Source organism: Paenibacillus sp. Marseille-Q7038, from assembly GCF_965111595.1.
Genome location: NZ_CBCOOM010000001.1, coordinates 2,280,133 through 2,303,237, shown reverse-complemented (window position 1 = coordinate 2,303,237; position 23,105 = coordinate 2,280,133). Strand labels below are relative to the sequence as shown.

At 41.2% G+C, this 23,105-nt stretch carries 21 protein-coding genes and 1 riboswitch; all 21 genes read left to right on the top strand.

Annotated features, from left to right (window positions below; genetic code table 11):
- Positions 1 to 50 precede the first annotated feature (50 nt).
- The 21 genes from metH (at position 51) to ACWPWY_RS10780 (ending at position 23,085) form a co-directional block, all read left to right on the top strand.
- On the top strand, positions 51 to 3,491 hold the full coding sequence (metH, locus tag ACWPWY_RS10880) for a methionine synthase (protein WP_454191720.1): 3,441 nt from the start codon (positions 51 to 53) through the stop codon (positions 3,489 to 3,491).
- Positions 3,492 to 3,573: 82 nt separating this feature from the next.
- Positions 3,574 to 4,491, top strand: a complete 918-nt coding sequence (gene rnz, locus ACWPWY_RS10875; protein ID WP_454191719.1) for a ribonuclease Z — start codon at positions 3,574 to 3,576, stop codon at positions 4,489 to 4,491.
- 156 nt (positions 4,492 to 4,647) lie between these two features.
- Positions 4,648 to 5,430 carry a TIGR01457 family HAD-type hydrolase gene (locus ACWPWY_RS10870; RefSeq protein ID WP_454191718.1) on the top strand — a complete coding sequence of 261 codons (783 nt, stop codon included), beginning with the start codon at positions 4,648 to 4,650 and terminating at the stop codon, positions 5,428 to 5,430.
- A 54-nt stretch (positions 5,431 to 5,484) separates the two neighbouring features.
- Positions 5,485 to 6,303, top strand: a complete 819-nt coding sequence (locus ACWPWY_RS10865) for an Fpg/Nei family DNA glycosylase (RefSeq protein WP_454191717.1) — start codon at positions 5,485 to 5,487, stop codon at positions 6,301 to 6,303.
- Positions 6,291 to 7,148 (top strand): deoxyribonuclease IV, encoded by an 858-nt coding sequence (locus ACWPWY_RS10860; RefSeq protein WP_454191716.1) that lies wholly within the window; start codon positions 6,291 to 6,293, stop codon positions 7,146 to 7,148. The genes ACWPWY_RS10865 and ACWPWY_RS10860 overlap by 13 nt, the downstream gene beginning before the upstream one ends.
- A 26-nt stretch (positions 7,149 to 7,174) precedes the next feature.
- Positions 7,175 to 7,519, top strand: a complete 345-nt coding sequence (locus ACWPWY_RS10855; RefSeq protein ID WP_454191715.1) for a cyclic-phosphate processing receiver domain-containing protein — start codon at positions 7,175 to 7,177, stop codon at positions 7,517 to 7,519.
- Positions 7,516 to 7,833: a thioredoxin family protein gene (locus ACWPWY_RS10850; protein WP_454191714.1), complete on the top strand. Its 318-nt coding sequence runs from the start codon at positions 7,516 to 7,518 to the stop codon at positions 7,831 to 7,833. Before ACWPWY_RS10855 ends, ACWPWY_RS10850 begins: the two co-directional genes overlap by 4 nt.
- Positions 7,830 to 8,603, top strand: a complete 774-nt coding sequence (locus tag ACWPWY_RS10845; RefSeq protein WP_454191713.1) for an ABC transporter ATP-binding protein — start codon at positions 7,830 to 7,832, stop codon at positions 8,601 to 8,603. Before ACWPWY_RS10850 ends, ACWPWY_RS10845 begins: the two co-directional genes overlap by 4 nt.
- A 6-nt stretch (positions 8,604 to 8,609) precedes the next feature.
- Positions 8,610 to 9,659: an SAM-dependent methyltransferase gene (locus tag ACWPWY_RS10840; protein WP_454191712.1), complete on the top strand. Its 1,050-nt coding sequence runs from the start codon at positions 8,610 to 8,612 to the stop codon at positions 9,657 to 9,659.
- Between the two features lie 182 nt (positions 9,660 to 9,841).
- Positions 9,842 to 11,317, top strand: a complete 1,476-nt coding sequence (locus tag ACWPWY_RS10835) for a protein kinase domain-containing protein (RefSeq protein ID WP_454191711.1) — start codon at positions 9,842 to 9,844, stop codon at positions 11,315 to 11,317.
- 43 nt (positions 11,318 to 11,360) lie between these two features.
- The gene (locus tag ACWPWY_RS10830; protein WP_454191710.1) at positions 11,361 to 12,413 is read left to right on the top strand and encodes an SAF domain-containing protein; all 1,053 of its coding nucleotides are present in this window, start codon (positions 11,361 to 11,363) and stop codon (positions 12,411 to 12,413) included.
- Positions 12,414 to 12,435: 22 nt separating this feature from the next.
- Positions 12,436 to 13,146, top strand: coding sequence for a ParA family protein (locus tag ACWPWY_RS10825; protein ID WP_454191709.1), 711 nt, complete (start codon positions 12,436 to 12,438; stop codon positions 13,144 to 13,146).
- The gene (locus ACWPWY_RS10820; RefSeq protein ID WP_454191708.1) at positions 13,143 to 13,979 is read left to right on the top strand and encodes a hypothetical protein; all 837 of its coding nucleotides are present in this window, start codon (positions 13,143 to 13,145) and stop codon (positions 13,977 to 13,979) included. The genes ACWPWY_RS10825 and ACWPWY_RS10820 overlap by 4 nt, the downstream gene beginning before the upstream one ends.
- Positions 13,980 to 13,999: 20 nt before the next feature.
- Entirely contained in the window at positions 14,000 to 15,811 is a 1,812-nt protein-coding gene (locus ACWPWY_RS10815) for a pilus assembly protein CpaF (protein ID WP_454191707.1), read from the top strand.
- Positions 15,753 to 17,870 carry a hypothetical protein gene (locus ACWPWY_RS10810; protein ID WP_454191706.1) on the top strand — a complete coding sequence of 706 codons (2,118 nt, stop codon included), beginning with the start codon at positions 15,753 to 15,755 and terminating at the stop codon, positions 17,868 to 17,870. The genes ACWPWY_RS10815 and ACWPWY_RS10810 overlap by 59 nt, the downstream gene beginning before the upstream one ends.
- A 23-nt stretch (positions 17,871 to 17,893) precedes the next feature.
- Positions 17,894 to 18,376, top strand: coding sequence for an ABC transporter permease (locus ACWPWY_RS10805; RefSeq protein WP_454191705.1), 483 nt, complete (start codon positions 17,894 to 17,896; stop codon positions 18,374 to 18,376).
- Between the two features lie 116 nt (positions 18,377 to 18,492).
- On the top strand, positions 18,493 to 18,795 hold the full coding sequence (locus tag ACWPWY_RS10800) for a hypothetical protein (RefSeq protein ID WP_454191704.1): 303 nt from the start codon (positions 18,493 to 18,495) through the stop codon (positions 18,793 to 18,795).
- Complete coding sequence (locus ACWPWY_RS10795) at positions 18,789 to 19,340, top strand: hypothetical protein (RefSeq protein WP_454191703.1); 552 nt, start codon at positions 18,789 to 18,791, stop codon at positions 19,338 to 19,340. The genes ACWPWY_RS10800 and ACWPWY_RS10795 overlap by 7 nt, the downstream gene beginning before the upstream one ends.
- A complete protein-coding gene (locus tag ACWPWY_RS10790) occupies positions 19,327 to 20,319 on the top strand; it encodes a hypothetical protein (RefSeq protein WP_454191702.1) in 993 nt (330 codons plus the stop codon). The genes ACWPWY_RS10795 and ACWPWY_RS10790 overlap by 14 nt, the downstream gene beginning before the upstream one ends.
- Before the next feature lie 152 nt (positions 20,320 to 20,471).
- Positions 20,472 to 22,022 (top strand): ABC-F family ATP-binding cassette domain-containing protein, encoded by a 1,551-nt coding sequence (locus tag ACWPWY_RS10785; protein ID WP_454191701.1) that lies wholly within the window; start codon positions 20,472 to 20,474, stop codon positions 22,020 to 22,022.
- 77 nt (positions 22,023 to 22,099) lie between these two features.
- A riboswitch (TPP riboswitch) is annotated at positions 22,100 to 22,203 on the top strand.
- 207 nt (positions 22,204 to 22,410) lie between these two features.
- Positions 22,411 to 23,085, top strand: a complete 675-nt coding sequence (locus ACWPWY_RS10780) for a thiamine phosphate synthase (RefSeq protein WP_454191700.1) — start codon at positions 22,411 to 22,413, stop codon at positions 23,083 to 23,085.
- Positions 23,086 to 23,105: the final 20 nt, after the last annotated feature.

Here is a 23,105-nt window from a genome sequence, read left to right as displayed (position 1 = left end):
ACTTCCTTTTCTGCTAAACTTAGACGTAACGTTTTGCGGGAGGTATGAGGGTGGATAAAATCAGTCTGCAAGAAGCATTACAGAAGCGAATATTAATCTTAGATGGTGCTATGGGTACCATGATTCAACAGGAAGACCTGACTGCTGAAGATTTTGGCGGGGAGGAACTGGATGGATGCAATGAAATGTTAGTGCTCACAAGACCTGAAATCATCCAGACGATACACGAACGTTACCTTGAAGCGGGTGCGGACCTTATTGAAACAAACACTTTTGGTGCAACTTCTGTTGTTTTGGCTGAATATGATATACAAGATAAGGCGAGAGAGATCAATCTGGCAGCTGCAAAGCTTGCAAGAGCAGCTGTAGATAAATATAGTACTCCAGAGTCCCCGCGTTATGTCGTCGGAGCCATGGGTCCTACAACTAAGACATTATCTGTAACAGGTGGAGTTACATTTGATGAACTAATTGAGAGTTATGAAGAACAGACTCTAGCTTTGATTGATGGAGGCGTTGATGCGCTTCTCCTTGAAACATGCCAGGATACCTTGAATGTAAAAGCGGGAAGTATTGGAATTCGGAATGCTTTTGAAGCTCGTAATATAACACTGCCTATTATGATATCCGGTACCATTGAACCTATGGGTACGACATTGGCAGGTCAAAATATAGAATCTTTTTATGTCTCGTTAGAACATTTGAGTCCGATATCGATTGGGCTTAACTGTGCGACAGGACCCGAATTCATGAGAGATCACATTCGTACACTTTCTGCCATGTCAAGTGTTGCAGTTAGTTGTTATCCAAATGCCGGTCTGCCAGACGAGAATGGTCACTACCATGAATCCCCTGAGTCTTTAGCTGTAAAAATCGCTGCCTTTGCGGAGCAGGGATGGCTTAATATTGCCGGAGGATGCTGCGGAACAACTCCAGAACATATCCGTGTATTAAAGGACAAGCTCGATCTGATTGAACCTCGTCCGCTAACGGGTACACACCCTCCGGCAATCTCCGGGATCGATCCTGTTTATATTGAACAAGACAATCGTCCTTATATGGTAGGGGAGCGGACGAATGTGCTGGGGTCGCGAAAATTCAAACGATTGATTGTCGAAGGTAAGTATGAAGAAGCTTCTGAAGTCGCTCGTGCCCAAGTTAAAAATGGAGCCCAGGTCGTTGATATCTGTTTACAAGACCCTGACCGTGATGAGACAGAGGATATGCGGAAGTTTTTAGAGTTGGTTGTGAAAAAAGTGAAAGTTCCATTAATGATTGATACAACCGATGCTGATGTGATTGATCTTTCTTTACAGTATTCTCAGGGTAAAGCTATTATCAACTCCATTAATTTAGAAGATGGTGAAGAAAAGTTTGAAAAAGTAACGCCTATTCTTCGTAAATATGGCGGAGCGGTCGTTGTAGGTACAATAGATGAGCGGGGGCAGGCCATTACCCGTGAAGATAAGCTTGAAGTAGCGAAGCGATCGTACGATCTTTTAGTTAATAAATATCATCTCCGTCCGGAAGACATTATTTTTGATACCCTTGTTTTTCCTGTTGGTACAGGAGATGAACAATATATCGGTTCTGCAGGAGAGACGATTGAAGGAATTCGTCTGATCAAGGAAGCATTGCCTGAAACACATACGATTTTGGGAGTTAGTAATGTTTCTTTCGGTTTGCCGGAAGCAGGTAGAGAAGTCCTGAACTCTGTATTTTTATACGAATGTACCAAGGCGGGTCTCGATTATGCGATTGTAAACACAGAGAAAGTAGAACGTTATGCTTCGATTTCACCAGAAGATAAAAAACTGGCGGAAGATTTGATCTACCGGACCAGTGACGAGACGTTAGCTGCTTTTGTAGCAGCCTTTCGTAATAAAAAAGTAGAGAAAAAAGAAAAAATCTCGAATCTTTCCCTAGAAGAGCGTCTTGCGAGCTATGTAGTTGAAGGAAGTAAAGAAGGTCTTATTCCGGATTTGGAACTCGCGAGAGCGAAATACAGCCCGCTTCAGATTATTAATGGTCCTTTAATGAAAGGGATGGAGGAAGTTGGGAGACTGTTTAATAACAATGAGCTGATCGTTGCTGAAGTGCTCCAGAGTGCAGAAGTGATGAAAGCCTCTGTATCCTACCTAGAACAATTTATGCAGAAGAACGAAACTTCTGTTAAAGGAAAAATCATGCTCGCCACTGTAAAAGGTGATGTACATGACATTGGCAAAAATCTAGTAGAGATCATTCTAGCCAATAACGGTTACCAGATTGTGAATTTGGGTATAAAAGTACCACCAGAACGAATTATCGAGTCTTTCCGTGAAGAGAAAGTGGACGCAATTGGTTTGTCTGGATTGCTCGTAAAATCTGCTCAACAAATGGTAATGACGGCGCAAGATTTACGTAATGCGGGTATTGACGTACCTATTATGGTTGGCGGCGCTGCGCTTACACGGAAATTCACAAGAACAAGAATTAGACCCGAGTATAATGGGATGGTCCTTTATGCTAAAGATGCAATGGATGGACTTGATATTGCTAACAAATTAATGGATCCGATGACTAGAGAAGTGATGGTTATGGAGATGGAACGGGAACAAGAAGCGGAGGCAAATGCAGCTGAAAAAGTAATTTCTCTTCCCAAGCTTACACGGGTGGAACGTTCCAAGATTTCAGTAGATGCTCCTGTATATCAGCCGCCAGATCTTGTAAGACACACACTTCGTAATTACCCAATTGGTCATATTCTTCCTTATGTGAACATGCAGATGCTGCTGGGTCATCATTTAGGGCTTAAAGGTAATGTAGAACAATTGCTTGCAGCTGGCGATCCCAAGGCAGTTCAGCTTAAGGAAACGGTTGATGAAATTATGGACCTTGCTGTAAGAGATGGAATTATTAAAGCGAATGCAATGTATCGATTTTTCCCAGCTCAGTCTAAAGGAAACGAAATATTCATATACGATCCAGAAGATCATACCAAAGTATTACACACGTTTGAGTTTCCTCGTCAAAAGGTCGAACCACATTTGTGTCTCGCAGACTTTCTGAAACCTGTAGAATCCGGTACAATGGATTATGTCGGTTTTCTCGTGGTAACAGCAGGACATGGAATTTCGGAACTCGCTCAGGTATGGAAAGAGAAAGGTGATTACTTGAGATTTCATGCTCTGCAGTCGATTGCATTAGAAGTGGCAGAAGGACTTGCAGAACGTATTCATCATATGATGCGCGATACTTGGGGATTCTCAGATCCTCCTGAAATGACGATGAAACAGCGTTTAGGGGCGAGGTACCAAGGAATCAGGGTATCATTTGGTTATCCGGCTTGTCCTGATCTTGAAGATCAAGGTCCACTTTTTGAACTAATGCATCCGGAAGATATCGGGGTAGAACTGACCGAAGGATTTATGATGGAACCGGAAGCTTCGGTTTCAGCGATGGTGTTCAGCCATCCGGAGGCGCAATATTTTAACGTGGAAAAAGCGTGAAAATGTAGAACAAAGTAAGGAATCCTCCGATCCTAAATCGGGGGATTTTTATCATTCATACAGTAAGATGAGGTGTAACATTATGGAATTGTATTTTTTAGGAACAAATGCAGGAGTACCGTCGCTACAGCGCAACGTAACTTCAATCGCCCTGCGGCTGATGGAGGAGCGCCGATCGATGTGGCTGTTTGACTGCGGAGAAGGCACGCAGCACCAATTTTTGAAATCACCGCTTAAACTTAGTAAGCTGGAAAAAATCTTTATAACTCATTTACATGGAGATCATATATTTGGTTTGCCTGGCTTGTTGTCAAGCAGAGCTTATCAAGGCGGCGTCACACCGCTTACGCTATATGGCCCTCCAGGAATTCGTAAATACGTGGAGACTTCCCTGGAGTTAAGCCAGTCCCGCGTGAATTATGAGCTGAACATTGTGGAACATCAGGGCGGCATTATTTTTGAAGATGATATGTTTGTAGTAGAGTCAGCGCTGCTCGAGCATCGGATTGATAGTTACGGCTATCGAATCATGGAAAAGGATCGCCCTGGAAGCATTGATCCTTCAAAACTTGCAGTGCATGGGCTCAAACCGGGTCCACTTTTTGGAAGATTAAAACGCGGCGAAAGCATAGAACTTGAAGATGGTGTTATTGTTCATCCAGCAGACGTACTTGGCTCACCGAAACCGGGAAAAGTCATTACGATTCTAGGCGATACGAGACCTACTCAAAATGTGGTACCTTTATCGGCAGGCGCTGATGTTATTGTCCATGAAGCTACCTTCTTGCATGAACTTGCTTCTACAGCGCACGAATATTATCATAGTACGGCCCGTCAAGCAGCTGAAGCGGCAAAAGAAGCGGGTGCAGGCAGACTGATTCTGACTCATTTTAGCTCAAGATACAAAGATGCAGAACATCTTGAACCCCTGCTATTGGAGGCGCAGTCTGTTTTTCCGGACACAAGACTTGCTATGGAACATGAGTTAATCCAAATCTGATTTTTATAACATTGGAAACAAGTAACACTTGAAAAAATAAACGAGCAAATTGTGTGTTATTTCTGCTTTGCAATCCTCTTAAAAAGATTGTACGATGGGCATAATGCTTATTTATATAAGAATATGAACTTGTCTTTTGAAAGGAGTACTACAGCTATGAATTCACCTAAAGCTTACTTGTTAGACTTAGACGGAACAATCTATCACGGAAAACATCGTATTGATGGAGCAGATTTGCTAATTCAGCATTTAAAAAGTTCCAACATACCTTACCTATATGTAACGAATAATTCATCGAGAACACCTGAAGGAGTAGCGGAACACCTAAGATCTCTTGGAATAGAAGCGGCCGGAGAAGAAGTGTGTACATCTGCAGTGGCAGCGGCTGAATATGTGGCTTCTGAATCACCTGGTGCGAAAGTTGCATTTATTGGTGAGGATGGACTGGAGAAAGCACTAATCTCCGCAGGACTTCATATTACTGAAGAATCACCAGAGTACGTAATTCAGGGTATTGACCGTGAATTTACATATGAAAAGCTGACAAAAGCACTTCGCTGGATTATGGGAGGAGCAAAATTCATTTTAACTAACCCAGATCTTCAGCTACCAGCAGACGACAGTTTGACACCGGGCGCAGGAACTTTGGGAGCAGCAATTGAAGCTGCCTCAGGTGTGAAACCCGTGGTGATCGGTAAACCTTCCAGCATTCTTATGAAGCATGCCATTGATCGTCTTGGTCTTCCTGCTAGCGAGGTAGCTGTCATTGGAGATAATATGCGAACTGATATTGCTGCTGGAGAAGCCGCTGGATGCCGTTCTATTCTTGTACTAACAGGAGTAACGACGGAAGCAAATCTAGAGACTCATATGCGTGCGACCGGCATTAAACCAAATGAAATTCATAAAGATCTTCATGAATTGATAACGACCATCTAACAAAGATAGTAAGGTAAACTACTTATATAGCATCAAGGGAAGGAAGAGGTTCATATGCCGGAATTACCGGAGATGGAGAACTACCGGAAGTTATTATCTGAACGATTACTGGATCATACCATTACTAACGTTACCGTTAATCGTGAAAAATCAATAAATGTCACCCCAGAAGTATTTGAAAAAGAACTTGTAAATGAGCGAATTGTTTATATTGAGCGCAGGGGTAAACATTTGATTTTTCATATGAGTACGGGTAAAAGACTTGTACTGCATCTCATGCTTGGAGGTGTGCTTTATGTCGGAACGGAGCAAGAGCGTCCGAAACGCACAACTCAAGTTGAAATTGAATTTGGTGAAATCGTTCTTTATTTTATCGGACTGAGGCTCGGTTATCTTCACTTATTAAGTGCGAAAGAAACGGAAGAGCTCATGTCGGATCTTGGTCCGGAACCTCTTGACTATCGTTTTACTATAGAAAAGTTTAAGGACCGGTTAAAAGGTAGAAGAGGCACGGTAAAAACAACACTTGTAAATCAGCGTGTCATTGCTGGAATCGGGAACTGTTATTCCGATGAAATCGCCTTTGCAGCCAGTCTAAGACCAGACACGAAAATACAAGATGTTCTTCTTAACGAGGATGCCGCATCAAGACTCTATCATGCGATCCAATCTGTTCTGCGGGAAGCGACTGCAGGCGGGGGTTATATGGAAATGCCGCTGTATGTTGGTGACGAGTTAACAGGAAAGTATGATGAGCAGTGCCGTGTCTACGACCGCGAGGGAGAGACCTGTACGAGATGTAACGAGGGGATTATTAATAAAGTAGAGATTACCGGGAAGAAAGCTTTTTTCTGCCCAGTATGTCAGCATTGACCTCTAACTATATAGGTAGTCACGTAAGTACTCGCGGTGGTTATTCGAAAGCAGCTCAAAGAGCATTTGATATGGGAGCCAATGCTTTTCAGTACTTTCCGAAAAATCCTCGAGGACTTCGTGTGAAAAATTTTGATCGGACAGAAGCAATGCGTTGCAAAGCCTTCTGTATAAAATATGGGCTTCGATCGATCGCACATTCACCCTATCCTACGAATCCCGCTCTGGGTCAAAGCAAAGGGGATCTTCATTACCAAGGAATGGTATCTTCCTTGCAAAATGATCTGCAGATTGCAGAAGCCTGTGGTTCAGCTGGTGTTGTAGTTCATTTTGGTCATGTGAAGATGAGTGATCCGCTTGTTGGGTATCATCACATTATTCAGTTTTTAGAAGACGTTCTCACAGGCTGGGAAGGCGAATCTAAGATATTAATCGAAAATCAAGCAGGGGATCATGGTCCTATGGGTACGACGATGGAAGAAATGGTGCAAATACGAAATTTGTCCCGATACGCTGACTCGATTGGTTTTTGTTTTGATACGTGTCATGCCTATGCGAGCGGTCTTTGGAACGGTTCAGAAGATCCAGAACTGCTTGAAAAAGGACGAAGTCTCGGTTATTTTGATGCACTTCGTGCCATTCATGTAAATGATTCAAAGTATGGATATCGTTCTAATAAAGACCGCCATGAACGAGTGGGTAAAGGATATATAGGGGAGAATGGACTAGCCTGGCTGTTACAGCAAAAAGACGTGAAGGGCTCTATATGGGTACTGGAAACTGAAACAGGTGAAGATGGAACTCATCAGAAAGACATGGAGTTAATTCGAACTTGGATAACTTGAAAGCTGTTATAGAAAGGTGGGGAAGAATGAACTTATTTTTGGATGATTATCGAACATGTCCACCTGGTTTTACACTGGCAAGAGATGTAGAAGAGTGTAAGCTGCTTCTTGTTGAATATGATGTAAATATTTTGTCGCTGGATTTTGATTTGGGTTATGGGAATCCGACGGGACTTGATATTGCTTCGTTTATCGTGAATAAACAGATGTATCCGAATGCGATTTATTTGCATACTTCAAGTGATGCTGGACGCAGAGCAATGTATGAATTACTATACATGAATAAGCCGGACCGTACCGAAGTTCATAATGGCCCTATACCGCAAGAGCTGCTTGAGCAAATAGCGCAAGCATCGAGAACCAGACAATGAAACAAATTGAACAGAATGAAATTTTACGCATGGCATGGGAAGGAAAAGCCTTTGCTCTGTATGTGTATACTCCTTTATGCGGCACTTGTCAGGCGGGTATACGGATGCTTGAAGTTGCAGAGTATCTTTTGCCAGAGGGGATTTTGTATGAAGCAAATATAGCAGACATTCAGAACGTCGTTCGGCAATATCAGATTACGAGTGTACCCGCCTTATTACTGTTTAGCGGAGAGAAACAACTGCCGACTCACATTTATAAAATAGAATCGGCACAGCATTTGTTGAATCAAATCAGGAGGGTGGTTTCTTCATGATTGGGATGCAAAATGTATCACTCCAGCGCGGTGACAAGCTTATTCTTGATGATGTAAACATTCAAATGGGCAAAGATGAAAATTGGGTCATTTTAGGAAGAAACGGAAGCGGAAAAACGACAATTCTTGAAATGATGATGGGCTATTTATTCCCTTCTAAAGGGAAAGTGGACGTACTGGGTTATACTTATGGCGAATGTGATGTGCGTGAAGTACGCAAAGAAATTGGCTACATTAGTCAAACATTAATAGAAAAGCTGGCGTTAAAAGATCCCGTGTGGGAAGTAGTCGCTACCGGAGCTTACGCTTTTTTGCGTTTCTATCAGCACATCCCGGATGAAGTAAAAGAAGAAGCGCATGCGAAACTTGCGGATATCGGATTTTCTCATCTAGCACAGCAACCTTTTGGGACTCTATCCCAAGGGGAACGCAAAAAGGTACTCCTAGCCAGGTCTCTTATGGCCCATCCCAAATTGCTGATTATGGACGAGCCCTGCGCTGGTCTAGATATGTACGAACGTGAGAATATGTTACTGGCTATAGACAATCTAAGAAAACAAGATATTGCTATTGTGTATGTAACGCATCATATTGAAGAGATTATGCCCTTATTTACTCATATTGCGCTTATAAAAGATGGGAAAGTGGCTGCGGCTGGTCCTAAAAAAGAAGTATTAACAAAGGAAACAATAATGGATACGTACGGAATTTCTGTGGAGCTGGATTGGTTTCATGAACGCCCTTGGATACGAGTATGCAGTGGAGGTTAATAAGAATTGAGTAATCAAGAACAGACGGCAGAAGGAATCACAACCCGTTTTATATGTACAGCAAACCATGGATTTGCTCCTTATGCACAAGAAGAACTTCGGAGAATGTTTGGAACGGTAAAAAGTACAATGCTTGTCTCTGGTGAAGTGTTTTTAGCTACTTTGCCAACATCCCAGGGAGAAGTTACAGAGCTAATCTATCAAACTCCCCCCATTTTTCTAAGACATTTGTTCCCTATCCACTTTGAAGTGGGGATGGACGAACAAGATCATGCATATGACCAGTTATTCCGATTTTTACTGAATCATAGTGCACTGCAAGAAGGCACATTCAGTCTGCAGGTGAGAAAAACAGAGCAAAGCAATTATGAAGGAACTTCCGGTGCATTTAAACAGCATATCTTACATGGCGTTGAACTTCTCCCTGCGCAGCACGTAGTGCAGGATGCAGATCTAATTGTATCCGTATATCTTACGGAGGAACGTTTATATGCAGGTGTATCCCGTGCAGAAGATAATCTTTCTGACTGGAATGGAGGAGCTGTTCGTTTTCAAAAGGAAGATGGGCAGATTTCAAGAGCTAAATTCAAACTGCTTGAAGCTGAGAAAACCTTAGGAATTCCTTTTTCATCTTTTCATCGTGCAGTGGATATCGGTGCAGCACCAGGGGGATGGACTTCCTTCTTGCTAGAAAGAGGGCTTGAGGTTACAGCAGTTGATCCTGCCAAAATGAATCCAGTCCTTCTTAAGAATCCTAGACTTAAATATGTATCTAAAAATGCAGGAGATGTAAAATTCAAGGAAAATGAATTCGATCTTCTCGTATGTGATATGAGCTGGAGTCCCAAACTAATGGCGAGATTAGTTACCGACTTACTTTACAGCTTAAGACCTGGCGGTACAGCTGTGGTAACTGTAAAATTAATGCACAAAAAACCGATGGCGCTGATTAAGGAAGTAATTAGTATGTTTGAAGATTCTCGAATGCAGATTCAGCATGCTAAGCAGCTTTTTCATAATCGGGATGAGATTACGCTGTATATGATCAAATATTAATTGTTGAAAAGAAGATTTGAAAAAGTACTTTACATTTGGTTCATTCCTGTCATATAATGAATCCAAAATTAACCAGTACGAAAAACGAGGGAAAGCATCCCTGTTGTGTGAATTTGCAAGTAATAATTGCAAATTCAGCAATAGGGGGCTTTCTCTTTTTTTATGTGCATAAGGAGGTCATTATGCGGTTTCCTTCGCGTTTAGAAAGAGGTTCTATCCTCGGAGGGAGATACCAGATTGTAAGGAGTATCGGTTCTGGTGGGATGAGTCATGTTTATATGGCAGAAGATTTAAGGCTTCTCGGAAAGAAATGGGCTATTAAAGAAAGCCTGGCGCATCCAGGATATCAAGGAAATGTAGTCACAGAAGCAGAGATGCTGATTGAACTTCAGCACCCTCGTTTACCGCAGATTGTTGATTTTTTTGAACCCGATGCTGACGGATATACCTATCTAGTGATGGATTATATTCACGGGATAACCCTTACTGAACATCTTAGCAAACATGATTTTATCCTGCCCTTTGACAAGATCATCCTGATGATCCAAGAGTTAATGGAAGTTCTTGATTACTTGCACCATCGTTCACCGGCCATCATATATCGTGATTTGAAGCCGGGAAACATCATGATTACAGGAGCTGAAGAACTTCGACTTATTGATTTTGGGATTGCTCGAAATTACAAGGAGAATCATCAGCAGGATACAGTGAAACTCGGAACCATCGGATTTGCTTCACCCGAACAGTATGGCAGTGGTCAGACGGATGTACGATCCGATTTGTATAGTCTTGGGGCACTTTTCTTATATTTAGTAACCCGAGGAGCACACAGTGAATGGATACCAGGGGTAGAGCAACTGCTTCGACATGAGGCACTTCGTCCTTATATTCCGATCATTAGAAAACTGCTTCGATCTGATCCATCGAGCAGGTATCAATCTGTAGAAGAACTTAGAGAAGAAATGTTCAAGTTATCACATCGCTCGTTTCCTGAAAACCAAGAGCAAGGAGCCGTATTTCCACACGGGACTAGTGTTGTATCTGTTATAGGCACAGGACCTGGCGTGGGTGTTACCCATACTTCGATTGCCATTGCTCATTATCTGGCTAGATTGAAATGCAAGGTAGCCATTATCGAATTTTCTCAGCGAGCGATTGCTTTTTCAAGAATAGATTCAATAGCTCATGGAGAAGAAGGGATAACAGAAGAACGGCGTATGTTTGAAATAACAGGGGTTCACTATTTCCGCAGAACAAGCAAGAAAGAGATTCTTCAACTTTTGAACAGCAATTATCAATATATTGTTTTGGATCTGGGATGTGAACGTCATCCCTATTCCGTGGAAGAGCTACAGCGAAGTGATGTGCCGATTGTGGTGGGAGGAGCAGCAGAGTGGAAGCAGTCAGATATCTATTTGTTCTCACGAAGTTATGAATCAACTGTTAAAACAAAGTGGAATTACGTTGTTCCTCTCGCCGGAAAAAACACCGTAGTAAGATTGAGAAAAAACTTAAAAACAAGGCATGTATACAGCTTGCCACTACAAATAGACCCGTTTGATCAAGAAGATGATGTAGATGAAGTTTTATCAGACATACTTAAGGATATCGTTCCTGCGATGAAGAAAAAAAGCTTTTTTTTCAAAAAAAGAAATTAGGAAAACAGCACTCAAAGGAAAGAGTGTAGATAGGAGTTCACTTGTGTCAAAACTTAGACGACAGAGCAAAAAAATGATCTATGCCGGTCTTGCAGGTGCAGGAGCTGCTAGTCTTTTACTCGGAAGTTATATGTTCTACGATTTTTATGCTGACAATGTGAAGAAGAATAAGCAAGAAGCACAGTATGAAATAAAGCTAGGCGAGCTTACACAGCAGTTAAAGGGTGAACAAAAAAATAGCAGGAAAGGTTATGTTGCTGCTAGGGATGTGAAGCCAGGTACATTAATTCAGAATTCGGATGTAAAAGCGATCCTGATCTCTGCAGACCAGTCACCAGCGAATCTAATGGATGATCTGGAGGATATAAGAGGCACAGTAGCAAAAATAGAACTGCAAACAGGAACAGTCATTACCGAAGCTATGTTGTATCAGGACGAGCCTACCCCAGCTGACCTAAGAAATCGTGAAATTTCAGTAATTAAACTGCCATCTGTATTATCAGCGGGGGAAATGGTCGATGTTCGTATTCAGTTTCCCACAGGTCAAGACTATATTGTTTTATCAAAGAAAAAGGTAGAGAAATTAAACGGTTCTACAATGTGGATTACATTAACGGAGGAGGAAATACTGACATTGTCGAGTGCAATGGTAGATGCTTACTTACATAAAGCGTCTCTCTATTCACTAAGTTATGTAGAGCCAGAGTTTCAAGAGAGTGCCATACCTACATATCCAGCTAACGAAAAAGTACTGCAGTTAATCGAGGTAAATCCAAATATAGTGGAACACGCGGAACAGGCTCTAGCAAAACATTTGAGAGGAACACTAGAGAGTGCACTTGCTTCCTCCCAGACAAACGTAGTTTCAGAATCGATTGAACAAGATCTTTTGACTTCACGAGGTGGAGGGCAAAGCTCTCCAGGAGAATCGTGGAACTCAGATCAAGATATGAACCGGACAAGTTCCGAAGGATCTAGCGGAACAGAAATATGGAAAGAATCCGCTGCTGAAGGATCGGAAAATGCCAAAGAAGTGTATGGTCCGTTAGCGGAACAAAATCAAATTTTATCACAGCCAGGGACGATAAATCCCTAAGTGAAGGGTGAAGGGCTAACCAATGAAAACATGGATATTTGCAGGTTTGGCGAGCAAAACAGACGTAACAATATATCTTAGTAAAATCCTAGCCAACATGGGCTTTAAAGTGTTGCTAGTAGATGGAACCGAATATGAACGCTACAGGTATAGCATCGACACTATTTTTTCACCTGAGTGGATCGCTGAATATGAAGGATTTGATGTAGCTTGCGGGTTTTCGAATTATAAGCAAATGGTAGGCTACTTATCTAGTGTGGGTGAGGATATAACCCATTATGATTTTATCCTTATGGATGTTGAACAATTGGATTTTTTACCAAAAGAAGAATGGATATCAGCGGCAGCAAGACTATGGGTTAGTACGTATCGTCGTGAGCATCTCGAGAGAGGCAAGGAATGGATTTATAAACTTCAAGAGAGTCTTCAAGTTGAAGAGTTACCGAACTTCTACAGACTTTGGACGCAGATTATGGATACGACAATAGATCAGTATGCATGGGGATTTTACAATGAAATTCCTATACATTTTCATGAAACACCTGTCTCAATTTATTGGAATGAGATGGATATTGCGCTGCAAATTGAAAATGAACATATCAAAAAAATTCGTGTAAAGCCTTTATCAAGGCAATATAAGAAATCACTTGCGCTATTGCTTGAACTCCTTACCGGATGGACCTATGTAGAGTCGAAAAAGGCCATATGCCTTGCAGAAAGGAAGAGAGCATGAGTATTGTTACTTTTTGGAGTCCATATCAGCGTAGTGGCACAACATCAAACATGATATCAGTAGCTTATATGATTGGATTATCTGAGCGTTTACGTTCCCTTGTTATGCATGTGGATTATGCAGGAGAAAGCTGTGAGTTAGGGATGCCGATTCGTGAAACGAACACTGACTTTGTATTGGATCAGTTATCAACAACCGGTTGGGATGCCATGTTTCGTTTGTATTCAAGTGGAAGTTTAACAAAAGAAAAGTTCAGAGATTGTACGGTGCCTCTTCTCAAGAACCAACTGGATTTACTTCCAGGAAAATATAGACTTCCTTTTACAGGAGAGATGGATCTAAGCACGAAGCAGATCTCTTCTATTTTTAAAATTACGAATGCGGCGTATGATCTGATATTACTGGATGCAGGAAGTGGAGAAAGTTGGGGGAGAGAGATCATGAAAGATAGCGATGTTGTGGTTGTTAACTTGAATCAGAATATGAGAGAAGTAGAACAATTCTTCACAAACACGAAGTGGAAGCAGGAATGGGAACAGAAGAAGATTATTATTTCACTCGGCCTATACGATCGTGACTCCAATTGTACTCCCGCCAATATTAAACGTCGTTTTGGTTATAAAGATCCAATCATACCTATTCCCTATTGCTCACCGTATAGAGATGCATGGAATCGAAGAGATATCGGTACTTACATTCATCAGACGATAAATATGGATAAGAAGAGTGGAGAAATGGGAGAACTCGCTGCGAGCATTCGTGAATTATCCAAAATCATAGTGGAGAGTGCTGGTTTGCGCAGTATTCTAAAACAACTCGAAAGAGGAGCATAATAGCTGGGAGGGAAGTCGTAATGAATATTTTCCTTCTGCTCATATTGTCTGCCAGTTGTATTCTTCTGTTACTCATGAAGTTAAGAAATAATCGAAAAATCACAGAAACCATCCCTACAAAAGGGAAGGAAGAAGAAGCAACATTAGAGCATGTAACAGAGTATGTGAAACAAGCGTTACATGAGTTAAGTCATAGCCAATTGGCAGATGCAGGACTGCATGAAGAGGAATACAAGCGAAAAATAAATCAAAGAGCTGAGATGAGAAGAGCTCTGAAAGATTGTATATCGGGTAGTTTGAGTGATAAACATTATGTGAAGAAATTAATTACTGATGTGCTTATTCATAGTTATGGACTGACAGAACGTAATATTAATGAAGCCATCCCATTTGATCGTCTCGATGAGTTAAGTATTCAGGACCAATTTGAGATTATATTTTATATTTACCAGCAGCAATTTGGAGCAGAAGCATTATCAAAGCTTATTGATACATATGATCTGGCAGAACTAAGAAGGCACTCTGAATCAGATTCAGGTGGACATTACGAGATTACATCGAAAGACATTGCGTATATTTTTGATTGTGAGTATCGAGAACTACATTTTCTCGACAAAGTTAATATTCTAGTACAACGAGTTTATCAGCATTATAAAGGATTTTCGGTTGTTGATGATATTCGGGATCAGCAGATTGACGGGGTAAGTGCTGGGGTGAGCGGAGTATTAGGTCATGAGATGAATCGGATTCCAGATATGCCATTTCATCTTCTTCAGGAAGAAAGCGATTATGAAATAGAATCAGAAGTTAGCCGCAGCACAGAAAGTGTATGGATTTTTTATAAAGGGAAGACGATTCATTTATCATTTTTGTCTTTTGGTTCAGAACGCGAGCTGAAAAGGGTGTGTCAGAATATATACAAGTACAATCATCCAGGTCAGTTGTCAGAATCCAAAGGATATAAGGTGAATGAGATGAAGGACGGTTCAAGGGTGGTTGTCGTTAGACCGCCTTTTTCGGAATCATGGGCATTTTTTGTTCGGAAATTCGATTTACCAAGTGCGACATTGCCAAAATTAATTACGGGCGTGAATTCGGATATGGTTATTGAACTCATTCGTTATCTTATGAAAGGCTGCAGAATTACCTCGGTCACTGGTGCGCAGGGCTCGGGAAAAACAACGTTGTTAATGGCGATGATCGAGCATATTTATCCTTATCATACTCTTCGTGTACAGGAAATGGCTTTTGAACTTCATTTACGAAAGCTGTACAGCAAACGTAATATTTTGAGCTTCCGGGAGACAGATCATATTTCAGGTCAACAAGGGCTGGATCTGCAAAAAAAGACCGATGGAACCGTTAATATTCTCGGCGAGGTTGCAAGTGATGAAGTGGCAGCTTGGATGATTCAAATGTCACAGGTAGCCAGTCTATTTACCGTGTTTACGCACCATGCCAAAACGTTTCCAGATTTAATTTTTTCTTTAAGGAATTCGCTTCTTAAAGTAGGAATGTTTAGACATGAACATATTGCGGAGGAACAGGTGGCAAGTGTGCTGAATTTTGATATTCATTTGAAAAAAGATGCTGATGGCGGTAGATATATTGAGCGGATTACCGAATGTATTCCGGATCTAACATCATCTCGCTCAGGTGGAGAAGCTTTTACCTATCGGAATATAGTGGAGTATCGTGCTGGCATGTACCATATGACCTCTCCGATTTCGTCAATGAATCAGCAGGAAATGATCTCGCAGATGAGCAGGGAGGATGCCTCAAGATTCGAACAATTTGCAGCGTCTTATTGGGGGAGTAGCCATGTCTCTTAAACAAATATTGCTTCTTATTCTGACTGTATCCATCCTAGGCCTGCTCATCATTTACGTTTTCATACAACTTATGAATCGTAAGCAAAATTTTTCACCTCATAGGATGGATAGCCAAAAAATTAGAAGTCCAAAAAATCTCAGGGCGATAATAAAATCCTTTCTCGTTCAATCTTATTCTTATTTAGCTAAAGTCCCTGGTGTTTCCAATTATATTCAACTTGTTCGCAAAAAATTAAGTTATCAATATGGAATGAGTGAATACTTGCTGCGTATAGAGACGATGAAGCTGACTTTTCTGATATGGGCTAGTTTCCTTATTTCAGGTATCGTTCTCATGACCATACAGCCGGGCTTACGTTTTTTCATGTTGGCTTTATTGGTAGGTGTTGTAGTCAACAGTCTATTCCTAGATATGACGGTCGCAAGGCAGGAGCGCAAACTGCTGTCTGAGATGGTGGAGTTATTCGCAGAAGTGAGGCATAGATATCATCAACATGGCATGGTGGAGGAAGCATTATATGAAGCAGCCGAAGTATCACAAGGAGAAGCTGCGAGACATGCGATGCACATTTACGCTGCGTTAACCTCTGTTCATCCAGATGAAGCTTTGGAACGTTATTATGAGACAGCCCCTAATCGATTTCTAAAAGCATTTGCTGGAATATCATACATGGTGATGGAGTTCGGAGATCAGGAGGCAAGACAGGATTCCATCTATCTTAAGGGAATTGGCAGTTTAACACAGGAGATACATCTGGAAATATTACGACTTGCAAAGCTGGATTATTTATTAAAAGGTCTTAATGTGATTAGTATCGCTCCGGTCTTTTTCACAAAACCCATAGAGGAATGGGCAAGAAACAGTTTTCCAACGATGAATGAATTTTATGAAAGTAAACATGGATTTATTATTTTATTGTCCATTTATATTATTATCATCGGATCCTATGCTTTATTGCAACAGATCCAGCGGACGCAAGAGACGGGTTATAGGGCAGGTGACCGGAAGAAGATATGGGAAAAGCGACTCTATGAGTGGAAATGGATGCGGCATTTAGTATCCGCTTTTGGTCCGAAAACGGGCACCCGGTCCTATGCATCTCTTGTTAAGCTTCTTCGGGATACGAATACCCATCTCAAATTGGAATGGTTTGAAGTTAGAAGAATTACCTGCTTTATCGGATGTTTCATTTTTGCCATGAGTAGTGTCGGTATCTTGCACAATATAGAAAGAAATCATATTTTAAATCAGCCTGTTGTGAATTCTACGGTATTTGGAGAATTGCCGCAATCCGAGAAGGAAACCTCACTATGGTGGACTTATCTTGACCAGAAAGTAATGCAAGATTTGAATATGAGTGCGAAAAGCACATACGAACAGATTGAGAATTCCTTGCGTCATCACTCAGATAAAAAGTTGATTCTTGAAGATATAAATACTTCAGCACATCGAATTGCAGAGAAGCTCCAGGCTTGGAATCAGGAAGTTTTTCGTTGGTGGGAACTGTTGTCTTGTCTGTTCATAGCTTACATAGGTTACCATCTTCCTGTATTGCTGCTTTACACCGAAAGGCGCTTCCGCAGAATGGATATGAGACATGAAGTATATCAGTATCAGACTGTCATTTCTATTCTTCGGGATATGGACCGAATGTCGGTTGAAGAGATACTCGAATGGTTGAACCGCTTCGCGGTGATTTTTAAAACCCCGTTACAAAAATGTCTTCTTCACTATGAACATGGTCCTGAAGAAGCGCTGGAACAATTAAAGGAAGAAATAACTTTGCCAGAGTTTCAAAGGGTGGCAGACAAGCTTATACTGGCGCTCGGTACAATCACGATAAAGGAAGCATTCGATGATTTGGATCATCAGATGTCCTTTTATTTCGAACAGAGAAGGCAAGAATACGCGAAGACGATCGAGACCAAAGCAGAATGGGGCCGGATCATTGGTTTCACACCGATGTACGCTTTAATCTTTCTTTATCTGGTGCTTCCGCTCATCGTGGTCAGCTTTACGCAAATGAATGTTTATTACGAACAGATTCAAAAAATATAAACGAAAAATTGGAGGCCCTACAAATGAATAATGCATCTTCCGCATTAAAAGTGGCAGCAGGTATTTTTCTTACCATTGCTTTAATAACGATTGTCGTCATTCTCTTTATTTCTGCTCAGGAGGCAACAAAGACAGCCCAAAATAATTTTGCTGATATTCAGACGGAATTATCACAAACATCTTTCACCGTTTATGACGGAACGACCATTAGCGGATCTCAAGTAACAAATGCACTGCGTAAATTTAAAGGAAAAGACCAGTTCGGTATTTACATTAAAACAGGGAAAAATGCAGCAGGACAATGGTATGGATATCCTCTTAATGTAACATCAGAGTCTTCCGCATATGGTGAAGTAGTAGCGCCTGAGGGGGCAACATTAGGTGCAGTTGAAAATACATTAAATGAACGTAAAAGCGAGTACGTAAATCCAAGCGGAAGATTTAAAGCTACCGTGGTGAAAGATAGTTCCAACGTGGTACGTGGACTCCTATTTACACAATCATAATTAGATGAAAAGGGGCGAGCAAGCTGGGAGAACATACACGAGACATCCTGTTTTTAAGTGCCGTTGTTAGCCTTTGTCTTGCTGCCTGTATTTTCACACTTTCTTTACTATCAGGCATGGACAAAGCTACGGAAGAGAGACGTAACCATCATGCAATAGAAGATGGAAGAATCCAGAGTGTGAGTGAATCACCCGTGACGGAATTAGTTAAGGGGGGATATGTACATGCACTTATCAATGATGTCATGAGTACTGAGAATAGAAGATCCTATGAATTCTACAAAATAAAAGTGAATGGTCTGGACTTAGAGAATGCAAAGATCGAAATGAATTCACGTTATCTTATAAAATACGAAAGAGATTCAGAGGGAGTTCTTAAAGAAATTTCTTTTTGGGAGGAGGGAAGCGCTCCTTGGTAGACAGTCTTTCAAAAATGCTTGCCGCACTGCTTGCTGTACTTCTATTGTATATTTATCCTGCGGCAGAGTCCGCTAATAGACAAGATGAACTTTCTCAATTGACTGTATATAATACGGTCACTAGCTTTGTTGATGCAGTAAGAACAAAAGGATATATCACTCCGACGATGTATAATCAGTTTCAACAAGAATTATCTTTAACCGGAAATACATATAACATAGAAATCGAACATCATCATAAAAAGTATGTCCCAGCGTATGAAGACTCCGCAAATCAGATGGGTTTTACAGGCGAGTTTGATGCGGTTATGGATGGTTACTATAACGAACAGATTATGCCTGTATTATATCCGGACAATCTCGTTCCAGTTGATGATCCTAGCCGAAGGTACTTTTTGACAAGCGGGGATTTTTTTCGAGTAGCGGTACAGAATACAAACCGAACACCGGGCACTATTTTTCAGGAGTGGCTTCATTTTGGAGCTGAATCCGTGTACAGGGTAACCGCCAATTATGGGGGAATGGTGCTAAATGAGGATTACTGATTATTCCATTCTTTTTGTCATTATCATGTTTCCTTTATTTTGGGTTTATTCTCTACATGGGACAGATGACCTTATGGTAATGAGGTTAGAGCAAAAATACAATCAGTCGATTCAGACTGCTGTACAAGATGCAAGTCAAATGATGCATCAGAACGAGGATCCATCGTTTGAAACACGTTATGATTCAGTCAAGCTGCTCAAGGTGGATAAGGATCTTCTGTTGAATCAATTCATGCGGTCCATTGCAATCAATTTTGGACTCGAGGACCTACCTGCGCAGCAAGCTTTTCTTACCTACCTGCCCGCTCTGGTCGTTATCGATTATGATGGGTTCTATCTTTATCGTTCCACAGCTTACACAGATGTTTTTGGAAATGAGGCAGAAAAGCATTTATGGACGGAGAAGAAATTGTATGTATATGAAGATGACGATGGCAACCTATTTCGATTCACGCTGGATGATTATGTACACGTATACGTTCAAGGCACGGATCAATGGATAGAGGGTTACCGGAATGAGCTACAATTGCTAACCTCTGTACCTTTATTGCAAGATGCAGAAGGATTTGAAAATGTAAGAAGACAAGTCATAGTCAGCTCAATTCAGGATCATCTTGCGAGCGCTATTACATATCATAATGATCATATACTTCGTAACGGGAATGGATATCAGTTTACACTTCCTATCATTCCACAAGAAGAGTGGTACAACACAATTGATGATGTGGGAGTCATGGCTTTTATTCAGGGAATTCCCGTTGGCGATCAGTATTACAATAATTATGCATTTGGAAGTGGAAGATTAGTAAAAAAAGACGTGATCATCGGTGCGATTGATGAATCGACAGGTTCTAAATATTACTATAAAAGCGGATGTGCCTTTCCTTATAGGCAAGTAGAAAGGTTCAACAATGCAAAAGAAGCAGCCGCCTCTGGTTACTATGAGCAAACTTGTTATGAAGGACAAGGCGGTTTCTAGTTTTTCTGAAATATATTTGTAAGAAGTTTATGGCTTATTTAAACTCCTTGTTTCGGTAGAGCTCTGTCTTGTGCTAATATATCATATTAGAGTGAAATATGAACAAGATAATATAGGCATACTGCCATACAGATAGGAGCCAATCGCACGATATGAGTTTATTGACTGTTGAAAATGTAAGTCACAATTTTGGAGATCGCACTTTATTTAAAAATGTATCCTTCCGCCTGCTTGCAGGAGAGCGTGTTGGGATTGTAGGAGCGAATGGGGTCGGAAAATCGACACTCATGAATATTTTAACGGGTAAACTGCTGAAAGACAGCGGTAAAGTGGAGTGGACACCAAAAGTTCGTTACGGTTACTTAGACCAGCATACGAAACTGACTCCGGGAAAAACAATTCGAGATGTCTTGAAGGATGCATTTTTACCTTTGCTTGAATTGGAAAAAGAAATGTTAGAAATCACAGAACGAATGAGTGATGCTACGCCAGAAGAACTTGAGCAATTGCTTGAGGAAATGGGAGAAATTCAGGAGCAGCTGGAAATCGGAGATTTCTACCTCATTGATGTGAAAGTGGAAGAAATGGCGAACGGACTTGGTTTGTCTGCTATTGGACTTGATCGGGATGTATCTGCACTTAGTGGAGGACAACGTACAAAGGTACTGCTTGCAAAATTGTTGCTTGAGAAACCTAATGTTCTGCTCTTGGATGAGCCTACTAACTATTTGGATGTAGAGCATATTGAATGGCTTACTCGTTACTTGAACGATTATCCGTATGCGTTTATGCTTATTTCTCATGATACGGAATTTATGAACAAGGTGGTTAATGTAATCTACCATTTGGAATTCGCGAAGCTCACACGTTATACGGCGAATTACGAAAAATTCCTTGATATGGCCGATGTGAATAAGAATCAGCATATTGATGCTTATGAGAAACAACAGGAGTTTATCAAGAAGCAGGAAGACTTTATTCAGCGTAATAAAGCGAGATATTCAACGTCAGGCCGAGCGAAGAGCCGTGAGAAACAACTAGATCGTCTAGAACGAATTGATCGCCCAGAAGAAGCTGCGAAGCCTATATTCGGATTTAAAGAAGCTAGAGCCAGTGGTAAAACGGTATTTGAAGGAATCGATTTTGAAATTGGTTATGACCGCCCACTCCTTCCGAAGATGACGATGACGATTGAGCGTGGGGAAAAAATTGCTATTGTCGGCTGTAATGGTGTAGGTAAATCAACGTTGCTTAAGACAATTCTTGGTAAAATTCCGGCATATAGCGGTAAAACGTACCTTGGTGACTTTTTGTTCCCTTCTTATTTCGAACAGGAAGTTCGTCCTGAGAAAATCACACCAATCGATGATGTATGGAATGAGTTCTCTCATCTGAATCAGCATGAAGTACGGGCACATCTTGCTCGCTGCGGTCTTAAAAATGAACACATCACAAGACCTCTAAATATGCTGAGCGGTGGAGAACAGGCTAAAGTACGGCTATGTAAATTAATGATGCGCGAAACGAACTGGATTCTATTTGATGAGCCTACGAATCACTTAGACGTTGTGGCTAAAGAAGAGTTGAAACGCGCGCTAAAAGAATTTAAAGGTACTGTGATTCTTGTATCTCACGAACCTGATTTCTACGAAGATTGGGTAACTAAGACTTGGAATGTGGAGGAATGGTCTCAAGAAGCGTAGTCATATGCTAATGAGTCTCTCTTTTACAAATTTTCTCATTTGTGATAGAATGAGCATCTGAACGTAACTTTATATCGACGAATCACTAGGGGGGCCGCTTGTCGGCTGAGATGGATATATTTCCAGACCCTTTGAACCTGATCTGGTTAGAACCAGCGTAGGGAAGTGGGCTAGCAGCTTGTGCTAGTATGAGTTTTGACGTATTGAATACAGTATATGGCTAAGTTGATGCTAAGAGGGAGAGAAAATCCTTCCTTGTTGCTTTATATCACTTTAGCGAATGCTCATTTTCAATTCCGCCTAACCAAACCACTCCTTACGAGGAGTGGTTTTTTTGCGTTCATTTTAAATCATACTCTCGGCACATCAGGATGGAGGAGAAAGAGAATTGTCAACAAAATCTATTGAATTTCATGTGATTTCTTCTCAGCAGATGAGTCATGATTTAGTAGAACTAAACCATTTTGTGGAGATTTGGCCGTATATCACTTCATTTCATCTTCGGAAGAAGGAAAGTAGTTACGAAGAAATGGAGAAGATCGTACAACATGTGGTAGAGCTAAAGATTCCTATGAATAAGTTGACCCTAAACCGTCACCAAGAGCTTGCGCTTGCCTACAAAACAGGAGCTCTCCATGTGGGAGTGCAAGAAATAAGCCACGCTTTGAAAACTTCATTGCACAGAAAAGAAGTGAGAAAAGAAGTGAAGCCTAAGGCATCAACGAAACGAGCTATAAGACTTGGTGTCTCTGTCCATTCACTGGAAGAAGCGAAGATTGCTGAAAAAAAGGGAGCAGATTATGTTTTTTACGGACATATGTACCCTTCTCATAGTAAACCAGGGCTGCCCCCCAGAACACTTGCTTCCCTTCAGGAGATTTGTGAAGTGATTAACCTGCCTGTGATCGCCATTGGTGGAATTACACCTTCGCGGGTTGAAGAACTGATGTGGGCGGGGGCAAGTGGGATTGCCGTAATTTCAGGAGTATTACAGTCGGAAGATCCGCTGGAAGCTGTCTATAGGTATAGAAAAGAATTAGATAAGTATGGGGATATCAAATAGCGGGCAAGGGATGGAGGGGA

Coding starts and splice junctions, on each gene's coding strand:
- ACWPWY_RS10785 (WP_454191701.1), top strand. CDS start 20,472: ATGAGTTTATTGACTGTTGAAAATGTAAGTCACAATTTTGGAGATCGC.
- ACWPWY_RS10815 (WP_454191707.1), top strand. CDS start 14,000: ATGAATATTTTCCTTCTGCTCATATTGTCTGCCAGTTGTATTCTTCTG.
- rnz (WP_454191719.1), top strand. CDS start 3,574: ATGGAATTGTATTTTTTAGGAACAAATGCAGGAGTACCGTCGCTACAG.
- ACWPWY_RS10845 (WP_454191713.1), top strand. CDS start 7,830: ATGATTGGGATGCAAAATGTATCACTCCAGCGCGGTGACAAGCTTATT.
- ACWPWY_RS10805 (WP_454191705.1), top strand. CDS start 17,894: ATGAATAATGCATCTTCCGCATTAAAAGTGGCAGCAGGTATTTTTCTT.
- ACWPWY_RS10860 (WP_454191716.1), top strand. CDS start 6,291: ATGTCAGCATTGACCTCTAACTATATAGGTAGTCACGTAAGTACTCGC.
- ACWPWY_RS10855 (WP_454191715.1), top strand. CDS start 7,175: ATGAACTTATTTTTGGATGATTATCGAACATGTCCACCTGGTTTTACA.
- ACWPWY_RS10865 (WP_454191717.1), top strand. CDS start 5,485: ATGCCGGAATTACCGGAGATGGAGAACTACCGGAAGTTATTATCTGAA.
- ACWPWY_RS10870 (WP_454191718.1), top strand. CDS start 4,648: ATGAATTCACCTAAAGCTTACTTGTTAGACTTAGACGGAACAATCTAT.
- ACWPWY_RS10800 (WP_454191704.1), top strand. CDS start 18,493: ATGGACAAAGCTACGGAAGAGAGACGTAACCATCATGCAATAGAAGAT.
- ACWPWY_RS10790 (WP_454191702.1), top strand. CDS start 19,327: ATGAGGATTACTGATTATTCCATTCTTTTTGTCATTATCATGTTTCCT.
- ACWPWY_RS10820 (WP_454191708.1), top strand. CDS start 13,143: ATGAGTATTGTTACTTTTTGGAGTCCATATCAGCGTAGTGGCACAACA.
- ACWPWY_RS10810 (WP_454191706.1), top strand. CDS start 15,753: ATGCCTCAAGATTCGAACAATTTGCAGCGTCTTATTGGGGGAGTAGCC.
- ACWPWY_RS10850 (WP_454191714.1), top strand. CDS start 7,516: ATGAAACAAATTGAACAGAATGAAATTTTACGCATGGCATGGGAAGGA.
- ACWPWY_RS10835 (WP_454191711.1), top strand. CDS start 9,842: ATGCGGTTTCCTTCGCGTTTAGAAAGAGGTTCTATCCTCGGAGGGAGA.
- ACWPWY_RS10825 (WP_454191709.1), top strand. CDS start 12,436: ATGAAAACATGGATATTTGCAGGTTTGGCGAGCAAAACAGACGTAACA.